The 19,645-nt window shown below is 51.2% G+C and carries 14 protein-coding genes; 10 read left to right on the plus strand and 4 right to left on the minus strand.

What is annotated here, in order from left to right; genetic code table 11:
- Positions 1-579: 579 nt before the first annotated feature.
- The 4 genes from DP091_RS15760 to DP091_RS31365 form a co-directional block, all read right to left on the minus strand.
- Positions 580-3,540, minus strand: coding sequence for a DEAD/DEAH box helicase (locus DP091_RS15760; protein ID WP_113059190.1), 2,961 nt, complete (start codon positions 3,538-3,540; stop codon positions 580-582).
- Complete coding sequence (locus DP091_RS15765; RefSeq protein WP_113059191.1) at positions 3,537-5,186, minus strand: SWIM zinc finger family protein; 1,650 nt, start codon at positions 5,184-5,186, stop codon at positions 3,537-3,539. Before DP091_RS15765 ends, DP091_RS15760 begins: the two co-directional genes overlap by 4 nt.
- A gap of 160 nt (positions 5,187-5,346) precedes the next feature.
- Positions 5,347-6,237 carry a streptogramin B lyase Vgb(C) gene (vgb(C), locus tag DP091_RS15770; protein WP_113059192.1) on the minus strand — a complete coding sequence of 297 codons (891 nt, stop codon included), beginning with the start codon at positions 6,235-6,237 and terminating at the stop codon, positions 5,347-5,349.
- Between the two features lie 464 nt (positions 6,238-6,701).
- Complete coding sequence (locus tag DP091_RS31365) at positions 6,702-6,872, minus strand: hypothetical protein (protein ID WP_181469823.1); 171 nt, start codon at positions 6,870-6,872, stop codon at positions 6,702-6,704.
- 406 nt (positions 6,873-7,278) lie between these two features.
- Here DP091_RS31365 and DP091_RS15775 point away from each other — a divergent pair, with 406 nt between their 5' ends.
- From DP091_RS15775 to DP091_RS15820, 10 genes are all read left to right on the plus strand, one after another.
- Positions 7,279-8,346, plus strand: coding sequence for a copper amine oxidase N-terminal domain-containing protein (locus tag DP091_RS15775; RefSeq protein WP_113059193.1), 1,068 nt, complete (start codon positions 7,279-7,281; stop codon positions 8,344-8,346).
- A gap of 420 nt (positions 8,347-8,766) precedes the next feature.
- Positions 8,767-10,587 carry a cache domain-containing sensor histidine kinase gene (locus tag DP091_RS15780; protein WP_113059194.1) on the plus strand — a complete coding sequence of 607 codons (1,821 nt, stop codon included), beginning with the start codon at positions 8,767-8,769 and terminating at the stop codon, positions 10,585-10,587.
- Entirely contained in the window at positions 10,568-12,130 is a 1,563-nt protein-coding gene (locus DP091_RS15785; RefSeq protein ID WP_113059195.1) for a response regulator transcription factor, read from the plus strand. Before DP091_RS15780 ends, DP091_RS15785 begins: the two co-directional genes overlap by 20 nt.
- A gap of 97 nt (positions 12,131-12,227) precedes the next feature.
- On the plus strand, positions 12,228-13,553 hold the full coding sequence (locus tag DP091_RS15790) for an extracellular solute-binding protein (protein WP_113059196.1): 1,326 nt from the start codon (positions 12,228-12,230) through the stop codon (positions 13,551-13,553).
- Between the two features lie 45 nt (positions 13,554-13,598).
- The gene (locus DP091_RS15795) at positions 13,599-14,474 is read left to right on the plus strand and encodes a carbohydrate ABC transporter permease (protein WP_113059197.1); all 876 of its coding nucleotides are present in this window, start codon (positions 13,599-13,601) and stop codon (positions 14,472-14,474) included.
- Positions 14,475-14,492: 18 nt separating this feature from the next.
- On the plus strand, positions 14,493-15,362 hold the full coding sequence (locus tag DP091_RS15800; RefSeq protein WP_071219105.1) for a carbohydrate ABC transporter permease: 870 nt from the start codon (positions 14,493-14,495) through the stop codon (positions 15,360-15,362).
- Positions 15,363-15,619: 257 nt separating this feature from the next.
- Positions 15,620-16,684 carry a bifunctional transcriptional activator/DNA repair enzyme AdaA gene (locus DP091_RS15805; protein ID WP_113059198.1) on the plus strand — a complete coding sequence of 355 codons (1,065 nt, stop codon included), beginning with the start codon at positions 15,620-15,622 and terminating at the stop codon, positions 16,682-16,684.
- A 137-nt stretch (positions 16,685-16,821) separates the two neighbouring features.
- Positions 16,822-17,706, plus strand: coding sequence for an arylamine N-acetyltransferase (locus tag DP091_RS15810; protein WP_113059199.1), 885 nt, complete (start codon positions 16,822-16,824; stop codon positions 17,704-17,706).
- Between the two features lie 142 nt (positions 17,707-17,848).
- The gene (locus tag DP091_RS15815) at positions 17,849-19,153 is read left to right on the plus strand and encodes an MFS transporter (RefSeq protein WP_258394557.1); all 1,305 of its coding nucleotides are present in this window, start codon (positions 17,849-17,851) and stop codon (positions 19,151-19,153) included.
- Positions 19,154-19,279: 126 nt separating this feature from the next.
- A complete protein-coding gene (locus DP091_RS15820) occupies positions 19,280-19,540 on the plus strand; it encodes a hypothetical protein (protein WP_258394558.1) in 261 nt (86 codons plus the stop codon).
- The last annotated feature ends 105 nt before the right edge of the window (positions 19,541-19,645 follow it).

Below are 19,645 nucleotides of genomic sequence, written 5' to 3' on the forward strand. Positions count from 1 at the left end.
ATGGTATCGCCACCTATCCTATTGACCTGCTACAGGGCCAACGTTCTGGTACTGACTATCTTGCGCACGTGAGGCGGATTACCTTCCGAGCAAGAGTACTTTAAGTTAAGCCGGATTACTTCTAAGCGAGAGTACCTTAAGTAGAGGCGGATTACCTACTAAGCAAGGGTATCTTAAGTAGAGCCGGATTACCATCAAATCAAGAGTACTCAGGGTTGAGGCGGTTTACCTTCTAAGCAAGAGTCTCTAAGTTTATACCGGATTACCCAAGACACAGGACTTCAACTGGTTCGAACCTTAGAATCCTTAGCCATACAAGCTTCATGCGCGTAAACAAAATGATATCCCGCTGAGGATTAAACTCTTCCAAATAACAAAAACCCCGTATCGGCTCAGTGCCTCCGAAAAATTGCAAGTTTTTCAGTGGCCGTGTCCGCATACGGGGTTTTCTACTATACAATGGTTATAGAGCGGTATCTGGTAGCCGCCTAGGAGTTCCACAGGCATTCCACTGTGCTCCACCCTTCGGGGCCGAGTATCCAAGATCGCCAATCCTCCGTTTACTCCTTGATATGACGATTACGCCCAGTCGCGCCGCAGCGTGAAGAGATCCTTTAGCTCATCGGTGGACAGCTCGGTAATCCAGCCTTCGCTGTTTGAGATAACCTGATCGCTCAGCTGCTGCTTGCTCTCCAGCATCTCATCGATCCGCTCTTCGAGCGTCCCCATGGAGATGAACTTGTACACTTGGACATCCTTGGTCTGTCCCATCCGATAAGCGCGGTCGGTCGCTTGATTCTCGACCGCGGGGTTCCACCAGCGGTCGAAGTGGAACACATGGTTCGCCGCGGTCAGATTCAGACCTACGCCGCCGGCCTTGATGGAGAGAATCATGACATTCGGCTGCTCTTCGGGCGGCAGCGTCTGGGATTGGAACTGCTCGATCATGCGGTCGCGCGTCCGCTTCGGCGTGCTGCCGTTCAAATAAAGCACGGGCTCTCCAAGCTCCTGATGCAGCACCTGCCGCATCATCTCGCCCATGCCGATATACTGGGTGAAGATCAGGCAGCGCTCGCCTTCGTCCCGCAGCTCCTTCACCATGGACAGCAGCCGCTCCAGCTTCGCCGAACGGTTGACCACGGCCTCGGTATCAAGCAAGCCGCCGCCTCCCGGCAGTTCCGGGAGCGGCTCCTTCGTCAGCAGAGCCGGATGGTCGCAGAGCTGCTTGAACTGCGTCAGAGCTGCCAGAATGGCGCCTTTGCGCTCGATGCCCTCAAGCTTTTGCATGCGTTCCAGGAGACTGTTCACGGTCTGATCGTAAAGCGCGCCTTGTTCGGCCGTAAGATGGATATAGGTCTTCATCTCGTTTTTGTCCGGCAGGTCGAGCTGAATCGCAGGATCCTTTTTCTTGCGCCGGAGCATGAAAGGCTTGATCAGCTTTTGCAGATCGGCCGTGCGCTGCTCGCTTTTGTCTTTTTCGATGGCCTGGATAAACCGGAGATTGAACGCCCGCAGGCTGCCGAAATATCCAGGGTTAATGAAGTCATAGATGGACCACAACTCGGACAGCCGGTTCTCAATCGGTGTGCCGGTCAGCGCGACGCGATGCCTTGCCGGAAAGCTCCGCACGGCGGCGGATTGCTTGGTGTCCGCATTTTTAATGTTCTGGGCCTCGTCGATGCCGATCGTTTCCCACTTCATGTCTCTTAACATTTCTTGATCAAGCGTCGCCGTAGCATAAGAGGTAAGGATAATATCGGCTTGGTAGGCCTCATGATAGAAATCCTCGCTGCTGCTGCGTTTCCCGCCGTAGTGCAGCATGACCCGGAGCGACGGGGCGAACCGTTCAAGCTCCTTCTGCCAATTGCCAAGCACCGAGGTCGGACAAATCAGCAGGGAAGGGAGGCGTCTTTCTTCCCGCTCCATCGTCGTCTCCTTCACGTGCAGCAGGTAGGCAATGAACTGCACAGTTTTGCCAAGACCCATGTCATCGGCAAGGCATGCACCGAGCCCGTAACGCCGCAAAAAGGCAAGCCAGGCAAAACCGTCATGCTGGTACGACCGGAGCTCGGCTTTCAGCCCAGCCGGGACAGGGAGGCTCGGCCATTCGCTTTGCCGGCCGAGTTGGCCGATAAGCTTCACGAGGTGCTCGTTCAGCTCCACCTCAAGCTTGATCCGTTCCGGGTCCCGCGTTTCCTCCGCATCCTGCTGAGTCTGCTCCGTCTCATCGTTGTTTCCGAGCAGATGCAGGTGCAGAATATCTTGAAACGATAGGCCTTCCTCACGGTCTACGCCCGCCATCATCTGGCGGATTTGGGCGACGAGGGCGGGGTCCAGCGGAATCCATTGGCCCCGGAACCGAACCAGCCGTTCGTTCCGGGCAACAAGCTCGGCGAATTCCGCTTCGGAGAGGGTAGCTTCGCCGATGGCGATGCGCCAATCGAAATTGACCAGCGCATCCAAGCCGAACAGAGAACCGCCGCTGCTTCGCTCGGCGTTCTCACCCTCGCCCGAGCGTACCTTCGCCCGCAGCTTGGGCTTCTTCTTGCTGGCAGCTTCCCACCATGCGGGCAGCAGGACCAGCCAGCCTGATTGGAGCAGCCGCTGGCTGTCGTCGGTCAGGAACTGCCATGCGGCCTCGTCGGACAGCGGCCTCCCAAGCACGTCTTCAGCCGGAGCGTGAAGCACTCTTGCCGGCAGTGCTGCCTGCAATCCTTGGAGCCAGCCGGAGGCCCGCTCCTTGATATGGGGTGTCCATGTCTCGGGCCACGATCCATATGCCAGCCCGTCTTCAGCAAGACGAACGGCTGCAAGCGCCGCGGCGTCTTGCTTGTCTTGCAATACAAGACGAAGACGCCATTCAGCTTCTTCTTCGTCAGGCTCCAACAATTGCAGCAGCGGCCGGAATGGAGCGGTATCCGGTCGCCATCCTATAGCGATCAGCCAAGACTTGTCGTCCATGCCCTCGGCTGCCGTGCGGTTCGGCGAGAAGAGAAGCGGGTATTCCCTGCGCAGGTCAGCCGCCGCCTCTTCGCTGCCGTAACACTGGTCTTGAACGGCGGCGGAGAACGCCGCCCGCAAGCCTTCATTCCATATCTCGTCTGCTTTCAGCAGGGAGAGGCGGGACTGCTCTTCCGCTGTGAACGCCTCTGCATCCCAGATCCATTGCAGTTTGCCCGATTTGAATGCGCTCAAGCTCGGCGCGTATTGCGTATCCTGAATGCAGGCTGCCAGCGAAGGCGCAAGTTCAATGAAAGGAAGGCAATCCTCGTCCCATACCCATTCAATATGTTCGAGCAGCCGTCCATCCGCAAAGAACGGTATAACCTGCTCGGAAGGCAGGATGACCACTTCCATATCCTGAACGGATTGAACGGTAAGCTCTGTTCCGTAGAAGGAAGCTTCGTGCCATGCGAATAAACGGTGCTTCAGGTATTGCCCGGACACATAACCCTTCATGATGGTAGAGCCGTATATGACGGCATCTCCGTATTCGCTTAGCGCCATGTGGACCGTGATGGTTTCTGTGTGTCTGCTCATGATATCAGCTTTCCTCTCCGCAGCTCTTCCTGGAATGCGCGAAGCCGACTGTTTCGTACAGATAACGAGATAATGAACAGATCCCAGCGCTCCTGCTGCTTGAGCTTTTTATATAGCTTGGCCAACCGTTTGAGCAGCTTGACGGCTGCTTTATAGCCGGCTCGGTTCTTATGAAGGATGTACCGCTCGACGGCTTGATGGTAAAAAGGCAGCAGCAGCTCGGGCGCGTTCTTCTCGATCGGTGCCAGCTCGCTGACCCGGAGCTCCAGCGGCTCCCGGCCTGTGCTTAGTTGATAGTCGATCCATTCCCGCCATCTGCCGTGCGTGATCAAGGCGTTCTGATAGATGTCCTTCGAATAAGGAAGCATGTCAGCGAGACTGCTCCACATCCGTTCGGCTTCCTCTGGCAAGTGCTCTATGACGGCATCCCAGTAGTATTGATAGCTGCTGAGATGCTCGTTGCGGTGACTGCCAAGCAGCGGGCCGATCTCCGGGAGCCAGCGGGCCAAGCGGTCCCATTGCTGTCCTGAATGCAGCATGTCGAAAAAGCCAAGGACGGAAGACGGGGGCAGGCTGCTGACCTTATCTGCTTCCCTGATCAGGTCCCAGGACGATTCGTCTTCTCCGAGATAGAAGGCCATTAAGCTCTGCGCCATATTCCATGAGGCGCGTGAAAGGCTGCTGCCGAATTCGGCTTCGGCTGCCTGCAGCTGCTCTAACTCCGCCTGGATGAAGCTGCTGTCTTTTTTTGCAAACGGATAGATCCAGTACATCCAGAGCTGCATATAGACCTGGGCGTAAAATTTGCGGTTCCGCGGCTCGCTCAGCATGCTTTGCCGGGCATGCGAAATGGTCTCGGTCAGTCGCTGCCTGAATGCCCCCCCATGTTCGCTGACCTCCAGCCCTTCCTGGAAGATGCGCTCGATTCTGGCCAGGATATGATCCGCTGCCACCTGTGTATGATAGCCGATGTAGGAGCCGGAGGAATTCCAGGCGCTGGCGGGCTGCTTAACAAGCTTCTCGAGAATGAAGAGATGCGCATGGAGCTCGTATAACGGATCCAGATCCGGCGGAAGCGGGGGTTTAATGTGATGGAGGGAAGCCAGCGCATTTTTGGCGTAAAACGAATTCTGCGTATTCGTTCCCAGCGAAGCCGTGCAAACTTCGAACAGCTCATGCCATGCGGAGATCGGATGTTCGGGCAAATGGTCCGCCTTGACTCTCCATTTTGATGCTCCGGCAGACGGTCGGTCCTGCGCTGGGCTGAAGCCGGACTCGTTTCGGTCATACGAAGAGGTGGAAGCATACGTGGTGGAATGCGCATTAACCAGGGCGTGAATGGAACGACCCTGAAGCTGAGCATAGTCAAGCAGAACAGCCACCATATGCTTGCAGCCTTCGTTAACGGGACAACTGCATTTGCTGTCGCTCAGGGAGTGAAGATGAAGCTTCGTGCGGTAGGTTTCCGTTCCATCCACGGAAGCCTCGACCACACCGGACTCATCCGCCGATTCGCTGGCGTGGACACGACCTTGCTTGTAATACTGAAATCCCCGTTTAATGGTCAAATCGCTGAAAAATCCGGCGGTTTGTTGAATCAGCGTCTGCCATTGTATATCATCTAACGTTTCGTTTGAGTTCATCATCGGACGGTCTCCTAAGAGAAATAATTCTAAGTATCCATTTAATCTATCATATTCCCATAGATGAAGAAACAAGCCAGGGCAGCTTCACGCTGGAAAAGCCCGGCAACAGGCTGCACGGGCTTTCTTTTATGGGCGGGAGCAATATGTTTTCGTCCTAAATCTAATACGTAATCGTAAACCGGCCGATCTGATCGCATTCCTCGGCGAACCAGACCTCGCCGCCGGAATCCACGGTAATGGCATGAGGTTCTGCAGAGGGGGTAGGGATTGGATACTCCGTAATGTCCCCGTTACAGGTAATTCGACCGATTTGATTGGTTCCCCATTCGGTAAACCATAGATCCCCGGAAACGCCCGCCGTGATGGCATGGGGTCTTGCATTCGCGGACGGGAGCTTGAATTCCGTAATTTCCCCGGCCGTGGTGATTCGACCGATTTGATTGCCGTTGATTTGGACAAACCATAGAGCGCCATCGGCACCTGCGGTGATGCCGACAGGTCCGGATTGCTTTGTTGGAATCCGGTACTCGGTAATTTTCCCGTCCACTGTAATTCGGCCGATGCAGTTGTTCTGGTTTTCCGTAAACCACAACGCGCCGTCCGGACCGGCTGTAATATAGGAAGGGTACGATGCTTCGCGTGGTAAGTCATATTCCGTGATAATGCCTGCCGGCGTTATACTTCCGATTCGGTTGCCGATTAGCTCGGTGAACCATATGGCTCCATCCGGACCCTCCGCCAGGCCGTAAGGGGACGAATTGGCTTCAGGCATCTCGAATTCCGCAAATGTTCCTTCCATTGTCATCCTTCCGATTTTATTCGCTTGGTACTCCGTAAACCAGAGGTCACCGGTATGGGCAGAGAGGATGGACATGACCCCGGCATCCGGAGTCGGCACTTCGAACGTGCGTAATTCCCCATCTTTGGTGAGCCGTCCGATCCGGTTTCCTTTTTGTTCCGTGAACCATATGGTCCCATCTTGTCTTGCCGTAATACCATAAGGTCCCGATTCCCGATTCGCTGTCTTGTATTCCTGTGCGGCGATCTGCATGCAACCATGCCTCCTGTTTAGAAAGTAGTTGTTAGGAATGCTTTATAAGACGGATTCTTCATTTGTCTGAGCGTAAACATGTCTCTCGCTCCGGTTGCCCGTAATCGGGGAGGTTCAGTCTTGGATGTTTGGATGAGTGCCTGTCATGGATAATCTCCATTCTCTCAATTGGTGTTTTTAAAATAGAAAAAGCCTCCCACTCCGAGATTTCGGAATAGGAGGCTAATATGAACAAGGAAGATGCGGACTTTCATATAGAAGTCTCAAACATCCACCTGTCACATATAAAAAAAGCCGCACGGATCCTATCCCGAAAACCTCGTATCGAAATCGAAGTGTTTTCCAAGTGCTTGGGACAGGATTAGTAGATCATTGGCTTTTGGTTCACCCTTTCATTTCTGGCTGCCTAGACTTTACCACAGGAGATTCAGTGGTTTCAACCCTGAATTACCTGAAGTTCACCTTCACAACCGCCGGTTTCTTTTCTCATCGATGTAGAGTTCGAGCGCGGTTATGGCCCGGATCATCAATTTAATGAGGAGATACAAAGCATATAAACCGAGAAGTGCGAATAGCCCGTATACGATAACGCTAAGCATGGAAAACATGCCGAAAAAGGATATTCCCTGGTTCAAAGATCTCACCTCCCTTCAAGGTATGGTTTTATGAATCGATATCGAACACTCTATTTGTCGTTAGCCTTAAGATCAGGTGACGGCTGGACTCACAGCTAAAAGCTCGGATACAGGAGAGAGAGCTTGCCCGCTCCATGACATTCATATCGTTGGTATTCCGAATGAAAGCCAATACCCTTGAATCTTGCTTATTCCATAATATAACAATCAACTCTGATTCTAACATAACAGAAGGGGCGTGGTCATGATTATTGACATGGAATGGGGTGAATGATTGGATGCCCGGCAGGAAGGGGACGACAGAGGAAGTAGTTACATCATTTTTGGATATGAACGAACCAATCCCGGTCACGATGCGTTTTAGTTATATAAACCTTATATTACAACCCAAGGAGATTTAGAGAACATGATCACCCGGAAATGGACAAGAATAGCAGTAAGCGGCGCTATAGCGGCCACCATGCTGATGAGTACCTTCGTACAGGCTCAGGCTGAAGCTGCACCCAAGAAGGAAATGGAATTAAACATCAATCATTGGATTGTTACGACGGATGTTAATCCCGTCATCGTGAATCAGACCACGCTGGTTCCCTTGCGCGTTATGAAGGACTACTTGAAACCCATGGAGCTTCACTGGAACAACAAGAACAAGACGGTAACTGTCAACACAGATGCCGATCAAGTCACATTAGAGATGGGAAGCATGAAGGCGAAGGGAAAAGGGAAGGCATATTCACTATCCGTTGCCGCAGCGTTAAAGGATGGCCACGTTATGGTTCCGATCCGATTTATAGCGGAGCTGTACGATGCAGAAGTAGGTTGGGATCCGAAGGAGAGAATGATTTACATTTATACTCCGGATGTCGACGTGTCAACGGCGGAGGAGAACGGGGATGTAAAGCTGTATCCGGTAAGCGTTACGAAATACGGCAGATATGAAGGCATGGTGGTCGAGGTTGAGGGAAGGAAGCGGGTCTTTGAAGACTGGAACGGCGGGGACGGTACGCGTAAACCCGTCATTCAATATCAGGATGTGACAGGCGATGGGAAGTCTGATGTTGTGGTGTTCTACGTGGACGGGACCGGCACGGGTCTTTACATGGGGGAGATGCATGTTGTCGACGCCGAGACTCTGAAGGAAATCCCTATCGAATCATTGGAGCAGGCGGTATTGAGCCATGTACAATCCAACATCGAGAAGTATGCGGATCACTTTGTTATCAAGCTTTGGATCGACGGGAAGGAGTATGTCCAAAGGGTCGAGGATGATTCCAAGGATAAAAGCTACTTATATGATAAGGTTGGCTTCGGGGCCGTCGTCAGGCACAAACTAGCGGAAGGCCAGCTTGTTACGGAAGCGGCAGGGAGCATAAGTCCGGCCGGTTTTGCCGGGAATCTGCAAATAACGTATCGATTTCAAGAAGAGTCGAACCGGTTTGTGGTGGATAGCATCGAATACAGTCTGGAAGAGTAGGAGAAGTAATCGTTTATTGCACACGGAACTTTAGAACTACATATAAACGCATATGCAATAAGAGGGTATAAACTTGAACGAGAAGTCATTAATCTTGAAAGAATGATAGGTCTTACTAATAAAAGGGGTGCTGCGGCGCCCTTTTTTGCGTTTTTTTTATTCAATTCATCCTGAATTATCCCCTTCCTTATCTCCAAAAAAGGAATGAATGGAAGTGGCATATATGGAACATATGCAAGAAGATTTTTTCACCATTCATAGGCCTTTATTACCATTTACTTGAGTCTAAAGATTCCTCTAAGATAGTTAATAAACCTGACACATTTTTGCTAGGAAAAGAGAGTGATTTCGAAGTAAACGCATTCAATGTCAAGTAATATAACAAGTCCATACCATGTGGGCTTTGAACGAGGTGTTTTTGTGCAGCAATGGCTTGGGAAATCGCTAAAGCATAAATTGTCGTTACTTATTATTGTCGCTACGCTGGTGCCGCTGCTGTTTCTTGGTATTTTCTCTTTTAACATAGCCAAGAGCCTGACGGAGGAGAAGGCCAAGATTACAGGAATGAATACGCTTCGGCAGCTGGAAGCTTACCTGGATACGATGGTCAAAGACGTGGAGAATATCTCGCTGTTTCTCATCGGGCATACCGGAGTTCAGGCCTATCTGAAGACCGAGCAGAGCAACTATGTCCAGCAGACGACGGTTATCAATTTTTTGACGAACCTGGCCTTTTCCAAGGATTATATCGCCAACATCATCGTCGAACCGCTAGGAAGCAAAGATGCAATCTCGCATAAATCTTTGGTACGCTCCGAGTTTCGGAATATTACCGAGGTGGTCCCCGACTATTACGAGCAGCATCCCAAATGGTGGTCCTTTGTTCATCGCCAGTGGACCTTCGAAGGCGTTAGGAAAGTCATTACGTTGGCCAGACCGATCCGAAGCACGGATAAATATAAGCCGATCGGGAACCTGCAGATCAACCTGGACCAGGCCGTCATTGCCAATCAATTCCGGCAGGCCGTTCTAGAGAAGACCGGGTTTGTCCTTCTTCTTGACGAGAATAATCGGATTATCGCCGGTCCGCCGGATATGGAGACCAATCTTACGCTTACAGATTATTATCCTGCGATTGGAGAGTTTGAGGGGCTCAGCGGCAATATTGACTATGGCGAGGGGAGCAACAAGAAGACCATTCTCTATAAGAAAATGTCCAGCGTGAACTGGAAACTGGTCGGCATCATTCCTTCACAGGAATACCGTTCCCAGAACCAGTACTTCATCAAATTGACGGCGGTTGCGGTCTCGGTGGCCATCCTGCTCGCCATTATACTGGTACTTTTCCTGATCCAGAAAATTACGAATCCGCTGTCCGTGCTAACGAAGTTTCTCAAGAACTCAAGCCCGGAGGAACCGCTGCCTGCGCTCCCGGTTAAGACGGTCGATGAGGTCGGACAGCTCATTATCAGTTATAACCGGCTCAGCTCGCGAATTGTGAAGCTTACCGATGAAGTGAAGCTGAACGAGTCGCTGAAGAAGGAGGCGGATATGCATGCGCTGCAAGTGCAGATCAATCCGCATTTCCTCTACAATACGCTGTCATCCATCCATTGGCTGGCGCTGATGAACCAGGATGTGAAAATTGCCGAGATGGTGGGCTCGCTCAGCGATTTCCTGCGGTTCAGCCTCAATAACGGGCAGGAATATTGCACGATTCAGCAGGAAATAATGCATGTCCGTCATTACGTGAATATCCAAACCATCCGCTACCCGGAAAAGTTCAAGTTTGAGGTTCATGCGGAGGAAGAGCTGTATCAGCACACCATGTTAAAGCTGCTGCTGCAGCCATTGGTTGAAAACTCCATGCTGCATGGTATTTTGAGCCGTGACGGGATGGGGACGATTACGATTCGCGGACACCGCGAGCCTGAAGGGATCCACTTTGTGGTGGAGGATGATGGCATCGGAATGACGACGGAGCGCCTGAAATGGCTTCAGGATCAGCTGGTTGAGAATCCGCTCCAGTACGAGAAGGGGCAGACCCCGCGCGGAAGCTACGGGCTGCGAAATGTCCATAAACGGCTGCTCCTTCATTACGGCAAGGATGCGGGCTTGCGTGTGGAGAGTACGGAAGGAGCCGGAACGCGTGTGATGTTTACGATACCTGATTTACCTGAATTTCAACAATCCGAATTATCCAGCAAAGGGGATGGCGACATTGAAGGTACTGATCGTTGATGATGAAGTGATCATTCGAAATGGTCTGAGTACAGTGATCAATTGGGCTGATAACGGCTTTACGGTGCTGACGCCCGCGGCTTCAGCGGAAGAAGCCCTTCAGCGTATTCCCGTTGAAATGCCCGAAATTATTTTTACCGATATTCGCATGACAGGCTTGAGCGGACTGGATATGGCACATGAAGTCAAGCAGCAGTATCCCGAGATCGAAATCATTGTTATATCGGGATATGATGAATTTTCATATGCGCAGCAGGCGATGCGGGAAGGCGTAAGTGACTATTTGCTGAAGACGAGCAGGCCCGGGGAAATTATCGAGGCTGCCGTACAAGCAAGAGAGCGTTTGTTACAGCGCAGGCTTAGCCAAGCAAAAGGAAGGGCGCAGGAGTTGGTAGTCAGCCGGGGTTTCCTGAGAAGGCTGCTTGCTTCCGGCACTCCGCTGGACGAGCATGCGGAGGCCGAATTGTGTGAGCGATACCCGGAGCTGCGTTTGGAATCGAACGGCTCGGTGCTGCAGATCTGGATACTGTCGGTATATCCGCTGCATCCGGAACAATCGAACGTTAGCGATCTGCATCGATTAATCGGCACGGAGTTGGCCGAAACGCTGCAATGTGCATGGCTGGAGTGGAACGGCGCCCTGCTTCTGTTGGTGCGGGCAGAGCCGAATAATAGCTGGGGGCGGGTAGATTCCGCTCTGCGGAAGATGGAATCTACGCACGCCTGCCGCATCACGGCTGCCAGCGGCCGACGGATCGCAAACGCCAAGGAGCTGCACATTGCGCTGGCTACCACGGTAGAGGCCAGCTCCTACGAGTGGCTGCTGCAATCGGAACGGCATATCCGTTATGAAGATATCGAAGGACGTACAGGTATCCGCACGGTCTGTTCGATGGAAGAAGAAACCAAGCTGTCATCCCTGCTGCGTTCGGGAGAATCCGCCGACTTGCAGGCATGGGTGACGGATTTGCTGCGCCGTATCCAAAGTCAGAGTCAGGCGACGCCTGGCTCGGTTCAAGCATACCTGCATTCCCTGCTCGTGTCGGCGCAGCGCTGGCTCATACGGGCTGCAACCTCTATCGGATATGCAAGTCCGGTGAAAGTGGAGGAGACGTACGATATACGCGATTTGAAGAAGACGCCGGAGAAGGTGATGATCGATTCCCTCGGGCTTGTCATGAAGCAGTATCGTGAGATGGTCTCAACCACCAGTCCTGTCCAGCGAGCGATATCCTTCATTCATGAGCATCTGGGACAGAGCTTGTCTCTTCAACAAGTGGCGAAGCATGTTCATATGAACCCTAACTATTTCAGCGAGATGTTCAAGAAGGAAACCGGACAGAATTATATCGAATTCGTGACCCAGGCGAAACTGCGAAAAGCGATGCACCTGCTTAGGGAAACGCCAGCCAAAATCAGTGAAGTCGCGAATGAAATCGGCTATGAGGATATTAAGTATTTTAACCGCCTGTTCAAGAAATGGACGGGACAAACCCCGTCGGAGTATCGGGCGAATCCTGAATTTTGTCCCTCTATGGACTGAATTATATCCCCTATGTAAGCGTTATATCCTTTTATATACTTGGACTAATCATCTAAGACGTTTCATCATTTTCGTATATTAAAAAGGGGGATTGACCATGAGACCAAAACGTAAAATAGGTCTTGTACTGCTGATGATGTCACTGGTTCTTGCAGCTTGCGGAGGCGGGCAAAGCAAAGAGCAGGCCGGAGGAAATGAAGGCGATCAAGAGAAGGTCAAGCTGACGATTTGGCATAACTTTGCCGGTGATGACCTGCGCGCAAAATCAGTCCGAAGCTTTATCGATCAGTTTGCACAGGACCATCCAGAAGTGACGCTCGATGCACAGGCGATTCCGCCGGACGGTTATCGTCAACGTCTGAGTACGGTTGCGGCTGCGAATGAAATGCCGGATGTATTCTTCGTATATGCAGGAAGTCAGTCGGCCGAGCTTCATCAGGCGAAACTGCTTCAGCCGATTACAGAGGTGCTCGATGCTCATTCGGATTGGAAGGATAAATTCCTGCCGGGAGCGTTTGATCCGTACGAGTTCGAAGACGGCCAGATCTACTCCGCTCCACTAGGCATGTCGGCAACTTCGATTCTCTATTACAACAAAGCATTGTTTGACAAACATAACGTAAAGGTTCCAACGACTTGGGAAGAAATGATGGCGGCCGTTAAAACGTTTAACGATAACGGCATAACGCCGATCGCGCTCGGAAACAAAGCGCCATGGGTTGCGCAATCCACCATTATCGGATCGATTGCCGACCGTGTGACAGGCACCGAATGGTTCAAGAAAGCGGCAGCACAGGATGGTGCGAAATTTACCGATCCTGAGTTTATACAAGCGCTTGGATATTTCAAAGAGCTGGTAGATAACAAAGCCTTCCAGGAAGGCGCGAACAGCATCGACAACACGCAAGCCGAGCAGTATTTCATCCAAGGCAATGCAGCGATGATGATCAGCGGTGCATGGACCCTCACGAACCTGGCGGCTTCTTCCTCGGAAGAACAAATGAAGGATATTGAAGTCACGACATTGCCTGCGATTCCGGGCGGTAAAGGTGAAGCTAACACGATCTCCGGCGGAGCTGGCGGCGGTTTGGCTCTTAGCAGCAGAACGGAAGGGAAAGCGAAAGAATTGGCGCTGGAGCTGATTTATGCGGTCAGCGGACCGGAAGCTCAAAAAGCGATTGCCGAGAGCAACTCCATGGTGATGTACGATACCGAAATCGATCAGTCCAAAGTTACTTCCTTGTACTACAAAGCCTTTAACCTGGTGAAATCCACAGGCATTACGCCGGTCTACGATGCTTATCTGTCTGCAGAGGCGGCTGAAGTCATCAACAACGGTCTGCAGGAAATTATGATGGGCGGTCCCGTCGAAGGTGTGGCCCAGAAGCTGCAGGACGCGCAAGCCAGATCCGCTACTCCATAAGAAACCATTCACCACTGCATAAGGATTAGGAGGGAGGAGGCTGCCATGCCTACAGCGATGAGAAGCAAAGGATTTATAGCCATAGCTCTTCTTCCTGCGCTTCTGTTGTTTCTGATATTTGTTATTATTCCGGTCTTCTGGTCAGCTTACTACGGATTTTTCAGTTGGAAAGGGTTCGGAGAAGCCACATTTATCGGCCTTGATAATTATATAGAGATGTTCAAGGATCCGATCTTCTGGCGGGCGCTTCGAAACAACCTGATTCTGGTCGTATCATCCATTATCGGTCAGGTTCCAATCGCGTTGATTCTGGCCATTGTATTGTTCAAGAATTCGTTCTTCTCCAGGTTCATCCGGTCTGCCGTATTCATGCCGATGGTTCTCTCCACGGTTGTTGTCGGTCTCATCTGGGGTTACATTTACCATCCTCAGTTCGGGATCGCTAACTATGTGCTGGAGATGCTCGGTCTGGAGTCATGGACCCGTGCCTGGCTGTCCGATCCCAAAGTCAATATGCTGGCGATATCGATCCCGATTAACTGGGCGAACATCGGCCCTTATCTGGTCATCTTTATCGCAGCGCTGCAAAATATCTCACCGGAGATCCATGATGCGGCCAAAATCGATGGGTCCTCCGGCTGGAACAAGCTGATGCAAATCACGCTGCCGATGATCTGGAGCACGGTTGTCGTAACCATTGTGCTCTGTATCTCGGGAAGCCTGAAAGCTTTTGATCATGTTATCGTCATGACGGGCGGCGGACCGGCGCAATCGACCGAGCTGCTTGCCACCTATATGTACAACAGCACGTTCAGCGTGTACCGTTACGGTTACGGCTCCGCCGTTTCCACGATGATTATGATCGTCAGCGCCATTCTTATCGCACTTAACTATTTCGCAACGCGCAGAAAGTCAAGTTAAAATGAAGGAGGGAGCGATGTGAATTTACAGACGACCGGGACCGGAAGTGCCTCAGGGAAACGCGTCATCACGAAGGGGTTAACCGGGTTCGTAAAATTGCTGCTGATTGTGTATGCGATTCTTACGCTCTATCCCTTGTACTGGCTTTTTACGAGCGCGTTTAAATCGAATCAGGATTTCTTCACCAACCCTTACGGTTTGCCGAAAGAGTGGATGACAGAGAATTTATTCCGGGCATGGGAGCTTGGAAATATGGGCAGAGCGATGCTGAATTCAACGGTTGTGACGATTACAGCCGTCGTTCTGACCATCCTGCTCAGTGTACTTGCGGCGTATGTACTGTCCAGATTCGAGTTTCGGTTCAAAAAGCTGGTGGTCGTGTTGTTTACGACCGGGCTGCTGATTCCGATTCACAGTACGCTGGTGCCCTTGTTTATTATGATGAAAAATATCGGTCTGCTCGACACGTACGGTGCACTCATTCTGCCGTATACGGCGTTTGAGCTGCCGATCGCGATCTTCTTGGCGATGGCCTACATGTCATCCATTCCTAGAGAGATTGAAGAAGCGGCCATGATTGACGGCAGCGGCTGGTGGGGAATCTTCGGCAGAATGATTCTTCCGCTCTGTACGCCCATCGTGGCAACGATATCGATTCTGGCATTCCTCCGATTCTGGAATGACTTCTCCTTCGCACTCGTATTTATCAATACGCAAGCGCTAAAGACGCTTCCGCTCAGTTTGTCCTTGTTCTCGGACGGCTTCGGCACGGATTACAGCTTGACGATGGGAGCGATGGCGATCGCTGTCATTCCAACGATTGTGGCCTACCTGATCTTGCAGGAGCAGATCATGAAGGGTATGGTGGCAGGATCCATCAAAGGTTAATTCGCCCGATTCAAGGAAAATCAATATTCTCGAAAGAAAAGCCTCTTCCGGTTAACGGAAGGGGCTTTTCGTATTATTAGGTCAACCAGGAATGATCAAGTCGCGCGCCTCCCCTCGAAAATATTCATGCACGATTTTCGGCTACGCGGCCCCGGCATATCCAATATAATAGGAACACCAGGACACTAAGAGCGCGATTAGGATGGCTTGAAAGCGATAGCCACAGTGTAAGTACAGAGATCGAGGGAGGAACCCAAGTGATATCAGCTGCGAATCGACAGGAGTATTACCAGGCACTGCTCGAAAAGAAATCGGAGTACGAGGGCGTTTTTTATGTTGGCGTGAAAACAACGGGGGTATTCTGCCGCCCGACATGCCCAGCCCGGAAACCGAAGATGGAAAATTGCGAATTTTACAAGACGGCTCAAGAAGCGCTGCTGGCTTCCTACAGACCCTGTAAACGATGCCGTCCGCTATCACACCCCAATCAGGTGTCAGACCTGGTCCGGCTGCTCGTCGAGGCGGTGGAAGAAAACCCGGAGAAAAGATGGACCAACCAGGACTTTCAGAAGCTGTCCGTGGATGCTTCGACCGCAAGGCGCCAATTCAAGAAGCGGTTCGGGATGACCTTCGTTGAATATGCACGGGCCCGGCGGATGGGACTTGCCCTGAAGCAAATCCGGGAGGGGCATGCCGTCATCGACGCGCAGCTGTCGACCGGCTACGAGTCCAGCAGCGGCTTTAGGGATGCATTTTCCCGCATCATGGGCGCGGCGCCTAGCCGGTCGGGGCACCATAACATCTTAAAAGCTTCATGGATCGACACGCGTCTCGGACCGATGATGGCCATCGCAGATGAGGAGGCGCTGTATTTACTCGAATTTGTAGATCGTCGGGGCTTGGAGCGTGAAGTTGAGCGTCTTCGGCGGAGAACCAAGTCAGCAATCGTTCCGGGTTACACAGCTCCGATTCGTTCGATCGAGCTTGAGCTCGGCACGTATTTTGACGGGAAATTAACGGAATTCAAGACGCCCTTGTTCCTGTTAGGATCGCCGTTCCAAAAAGAAGTCTGGGACCAGTTGCAACAGATTCCACCCGGACAAACGTCTTCGTATGGCGAGATCGCTGCAACAATCGGAAGGCCCACCGCTTATCGTGCCGTTGCCCAAGCGAATGGAGCCAACCAGCTCGCGATTGTCATTCCATGCCACCGTGTGATCAATACGAGCGGCGAATTGGGCGGATACGGTGGAGGATTGTCTCGCAAGCAGTGGCTGCTGCATCACGAGAAATCGATGAGCAATGCAACCATACATGAATAGTAGACTTTGGTCGTAGAAAATGGTCTTACCTATAGGTAAGACCATTTTTGTATAGATCGTGCAGTCATTGGTATGACGTAATGATATATGGAATGTTTAAAATTAAGAGCATACCTTACATCTGAGGAAAAGGGAGCGTGAACATTGTGCAGAGCCAAGGACAATTGCCTGAGTGGGCAAACAATTATTTGCAATATATTCAAGTCCCGATAAGGGAGGCTTCACTGGAATATTTAACCGAAATTTGCACCGCACATCATCAGCGTGTACCGTTCGAGAACATTACCACGTTGCTGCAATATCAAGAATATCATCAAAAAGGAAGATTGGAGCAGGATGAGAAGAGATTCGTAGATCAGCTGTGGCAGCTGAATGCGGGAGGCACTTGTTATATGATTAACAGCAGTCTTCATCAGCTCTTGAACCAGCTTGGTTTCCAAACCCGCTATGCGCTGCTGGGCGGGGGGCATGTTGGATTACTCGTTCGGATCCCGGGTGGGCAAGAAGAAGTGTACGTGGATTGCGGAAACTCCGCCCCTTTTTTCGAACCCGTTCGTTTGGAAACCGATCCCGAACAAGTATCCCAATATGCAGGGATTGAAATCAGATTACGCCCAGGGGATGAACCGGGAACATATACGTATTATCGGTATGTGGATGGTCGGCTGATTACAGAATTGGTTTGGTCATTCGACACGCGGGTAACGTATCAGTTCGATGATTTCCAGCCGGCCATTGCAAATTATTTTCAACCGAATGATCTCTTCACCTCTTCGTTACGGTGTCAGCTGTGGCAATTGGATCAGCAGCGCTCGCTGTCTCTGGTCGACAATGTGCTGAGTATCCGGCATGCAAACGGGAAGGTAGAAAAACGCATTCTATCCGATCTCAGTGAGCTGCGAGAGGTTATTGATCAGGAATTTCGTCTTCCCAAGCTGCCTATTGAAGATGCCGTGAGGGTTCTTCAGGAACTCGGATTTGATATTTTTAAAGGCAGCGGTATAACAAATTCCCTTGAGTAGAACGTTAAGAAACATACACATTCATTCTGTCGATAAGTCGACGGATGGTTTGATCGTGGAATGAATTGGAATGAGCACGACTCGATCTGTTACGGATATGCTACAATTTAACTAGTTATAGCGCTCGTGACTTCATTCAGCAGTGACTACAAATACAATCAATCCGAAAAATACGGCGCTCAGTTGGAGGTTAGAGATGAATCTTACCAAGAATAAGAGTTACGTATTTTTCTGGCTAGCTTCCACCATTTCATATTTTGGCACGTATATTACCACACTCGCTCTCCAAGTACTGGTGGTGGTTAATCTGGAAGGCAGCACCGTTGATGTGGGCTGGATCAATTCCTCGAGGTGGCTGCCTTATGTGCTGCTGGGATTGGTGGCGGGAGTGATTATTGATCGCGTCAGTCGTCGGAACATCCTGGTACTGACCGATCTGGGGCGGGGGATCTTGCTAGTAGCGATTTGCCTACTGGCATTGTTCGATGGAATCAGTGTGGGCATTCTGATGATCATCATGATACTCTTCGGGGCGATGTCGTTATTCAATGATGCTGCATCTCAATCTATTGTGCCCCAACTCGTGCCGAGAAGGTTGTTATTGCCCGCTTATGCACGGTTGGAGCAAAGCGCAGCCGTTGCGGAAACCAGCGGCCCCGCAGCTGCCGGTTTATTAGTCTCCATCGTTACGGCTCCGTTTGCAATCTTGGTTAACGCAGCTTCGTATCTGTTTTCAGGGCTGGTTATGGCTTTCATTAAACATCAGCCCATACCGGAAAAGGCCTCGAATGAACGCATAGTTGAATTGATAAAGGAAGGATTGCGCTGGGTCTACCGGCATCCGTTTCTCAGCACGCTGGCACTCAATACCCATGTGTGGTTTCTATTTAACAGTATGCTGGGTACGGTGCTGGTAACTTACGCTCTCACCGAATTAGGGTTTCATGCGTCAACCTTGGGACTTGTCATGACATCAGCCGGGATTGGCGCTGTTATAGGCACGACGTTATCAACCCGGGTCAGCAAGCGATTTGGAATTGGACGCAGTATCACGTTTGCCAGACTCTTGTATGCACCTGCGGTCCTGTTCATGGTTCTGGCACCACCCACTGACAACGGTGATCTGTCGATTCAGACCTTCCTCATGATCGGGTTTGGGCAACTGTTTTATGGTTTAGCATTAGGTATTGAAGGTCCGATTGAGATGGGTTACCGGCAGACGATCACACCTGCACACTTGCATGGGCGTATGAATGCCACCATGAGGTCTATCAACCGCAGTATGATCGTTATTGGAGCGCCTCTGGGTGGCTTCATCGCTGATTTATTTGGATTTCGCACAGCATTAGGCGTTGTTATCACCGGACTGGCTGTAGTCGGAGTTTGGTTCGTGTTCTCACCGATGCGGGCTGCCCGGATGGATGATACAACGGATGTGAGTAATTAGATCGATACGTTCTGCACGAATTATGCGGGTTTTGATCGGCTTTTCCCGAAAGAAGGGGAGACGGCCAATTTCCTGACTTCGGACGGGCTCAGGGCCATCGGCACGCTCTTGGTTGTGGCCGTATTTATGGTGTTGGCCTATGCCTGTACTTTGACCAGCGGCTCCTTGATCCGTTTTAACGGGATGGACCCTGCCTTCCAATACGAGCAAGGAAAGAAGCTGCTGTTTATCGGATTGGCCTCTGTTGCATGGTTTGTCGCCAGCTTCCAGTGGTTGCTCCCGTACATTGTCGAGATCAAGCCGCGGGAGTGGAATCGCAACCATCTGATAGGGGTCGGCGTTTATTTCGCACTTGTTTTTGCTGCCGCCGGCGGCGCGATGCTATGAATGTATATATGAGGGTTCGGATATAGGAATAGCAGGCTCCGGGAAACCGGGGCTTTTTTAATTTGGTTCAAATTACCTATATATGTTGTCGAAACATGGTATAAT

The organism is Paenibacillus sp. MDMC362 (genome assembly GCF_003269305.1).
GTDB lineage: Bacteria > Bacillota > Bacilli > Paenibacillales > Paenibacillaceae > Paenibacillus_AQ.

Bases quoted from the DNA above. Each gene is read 5' to 3' on its own strand.
- DP091_RS15760 (WP_113059190.1), bottom strand. From the start codon at position 3,540: ATGAGCAGACACACAGAAACCATCACGGTCCACATGGCGCTAAGCGAA.
- DP091_RS15765 (WP_113059191.1), bottom strand. From the start codon at position 5,186: ATGATGAACTCAAACGAAACGTTAGATGATATACAATGGCAGACGCTG.
- DP091_RS15775 (WP_113059193.1), top strand. From the start codon at position 7,279: ATGATCACCCGGAAATGGACAAGAATAGCAGTAAGCGGCGCTATAGCG.
- DP091_RS15790 (WP_113059196.1), top strand. From the start codon at position 12,228: ATGAGACCAAAACGTAAAATAGGTCTTGTACTGCTGATGATGTCACTG.
- DP091_RS15795 (WP_113059197.1), top strand. From the start codon at position 13,599: ATGCCTACAGCGATGAGAAGCAAAGGATTTATAGCCATAGCTCTTCTT.
- DP091_RS15820 (WP_258394558.1), top strand. From the start codon at position 19,280: ATGGTGTTGGCCTATGCCTGTACTTTGACCAGCGGCTCCTTGATCCGT.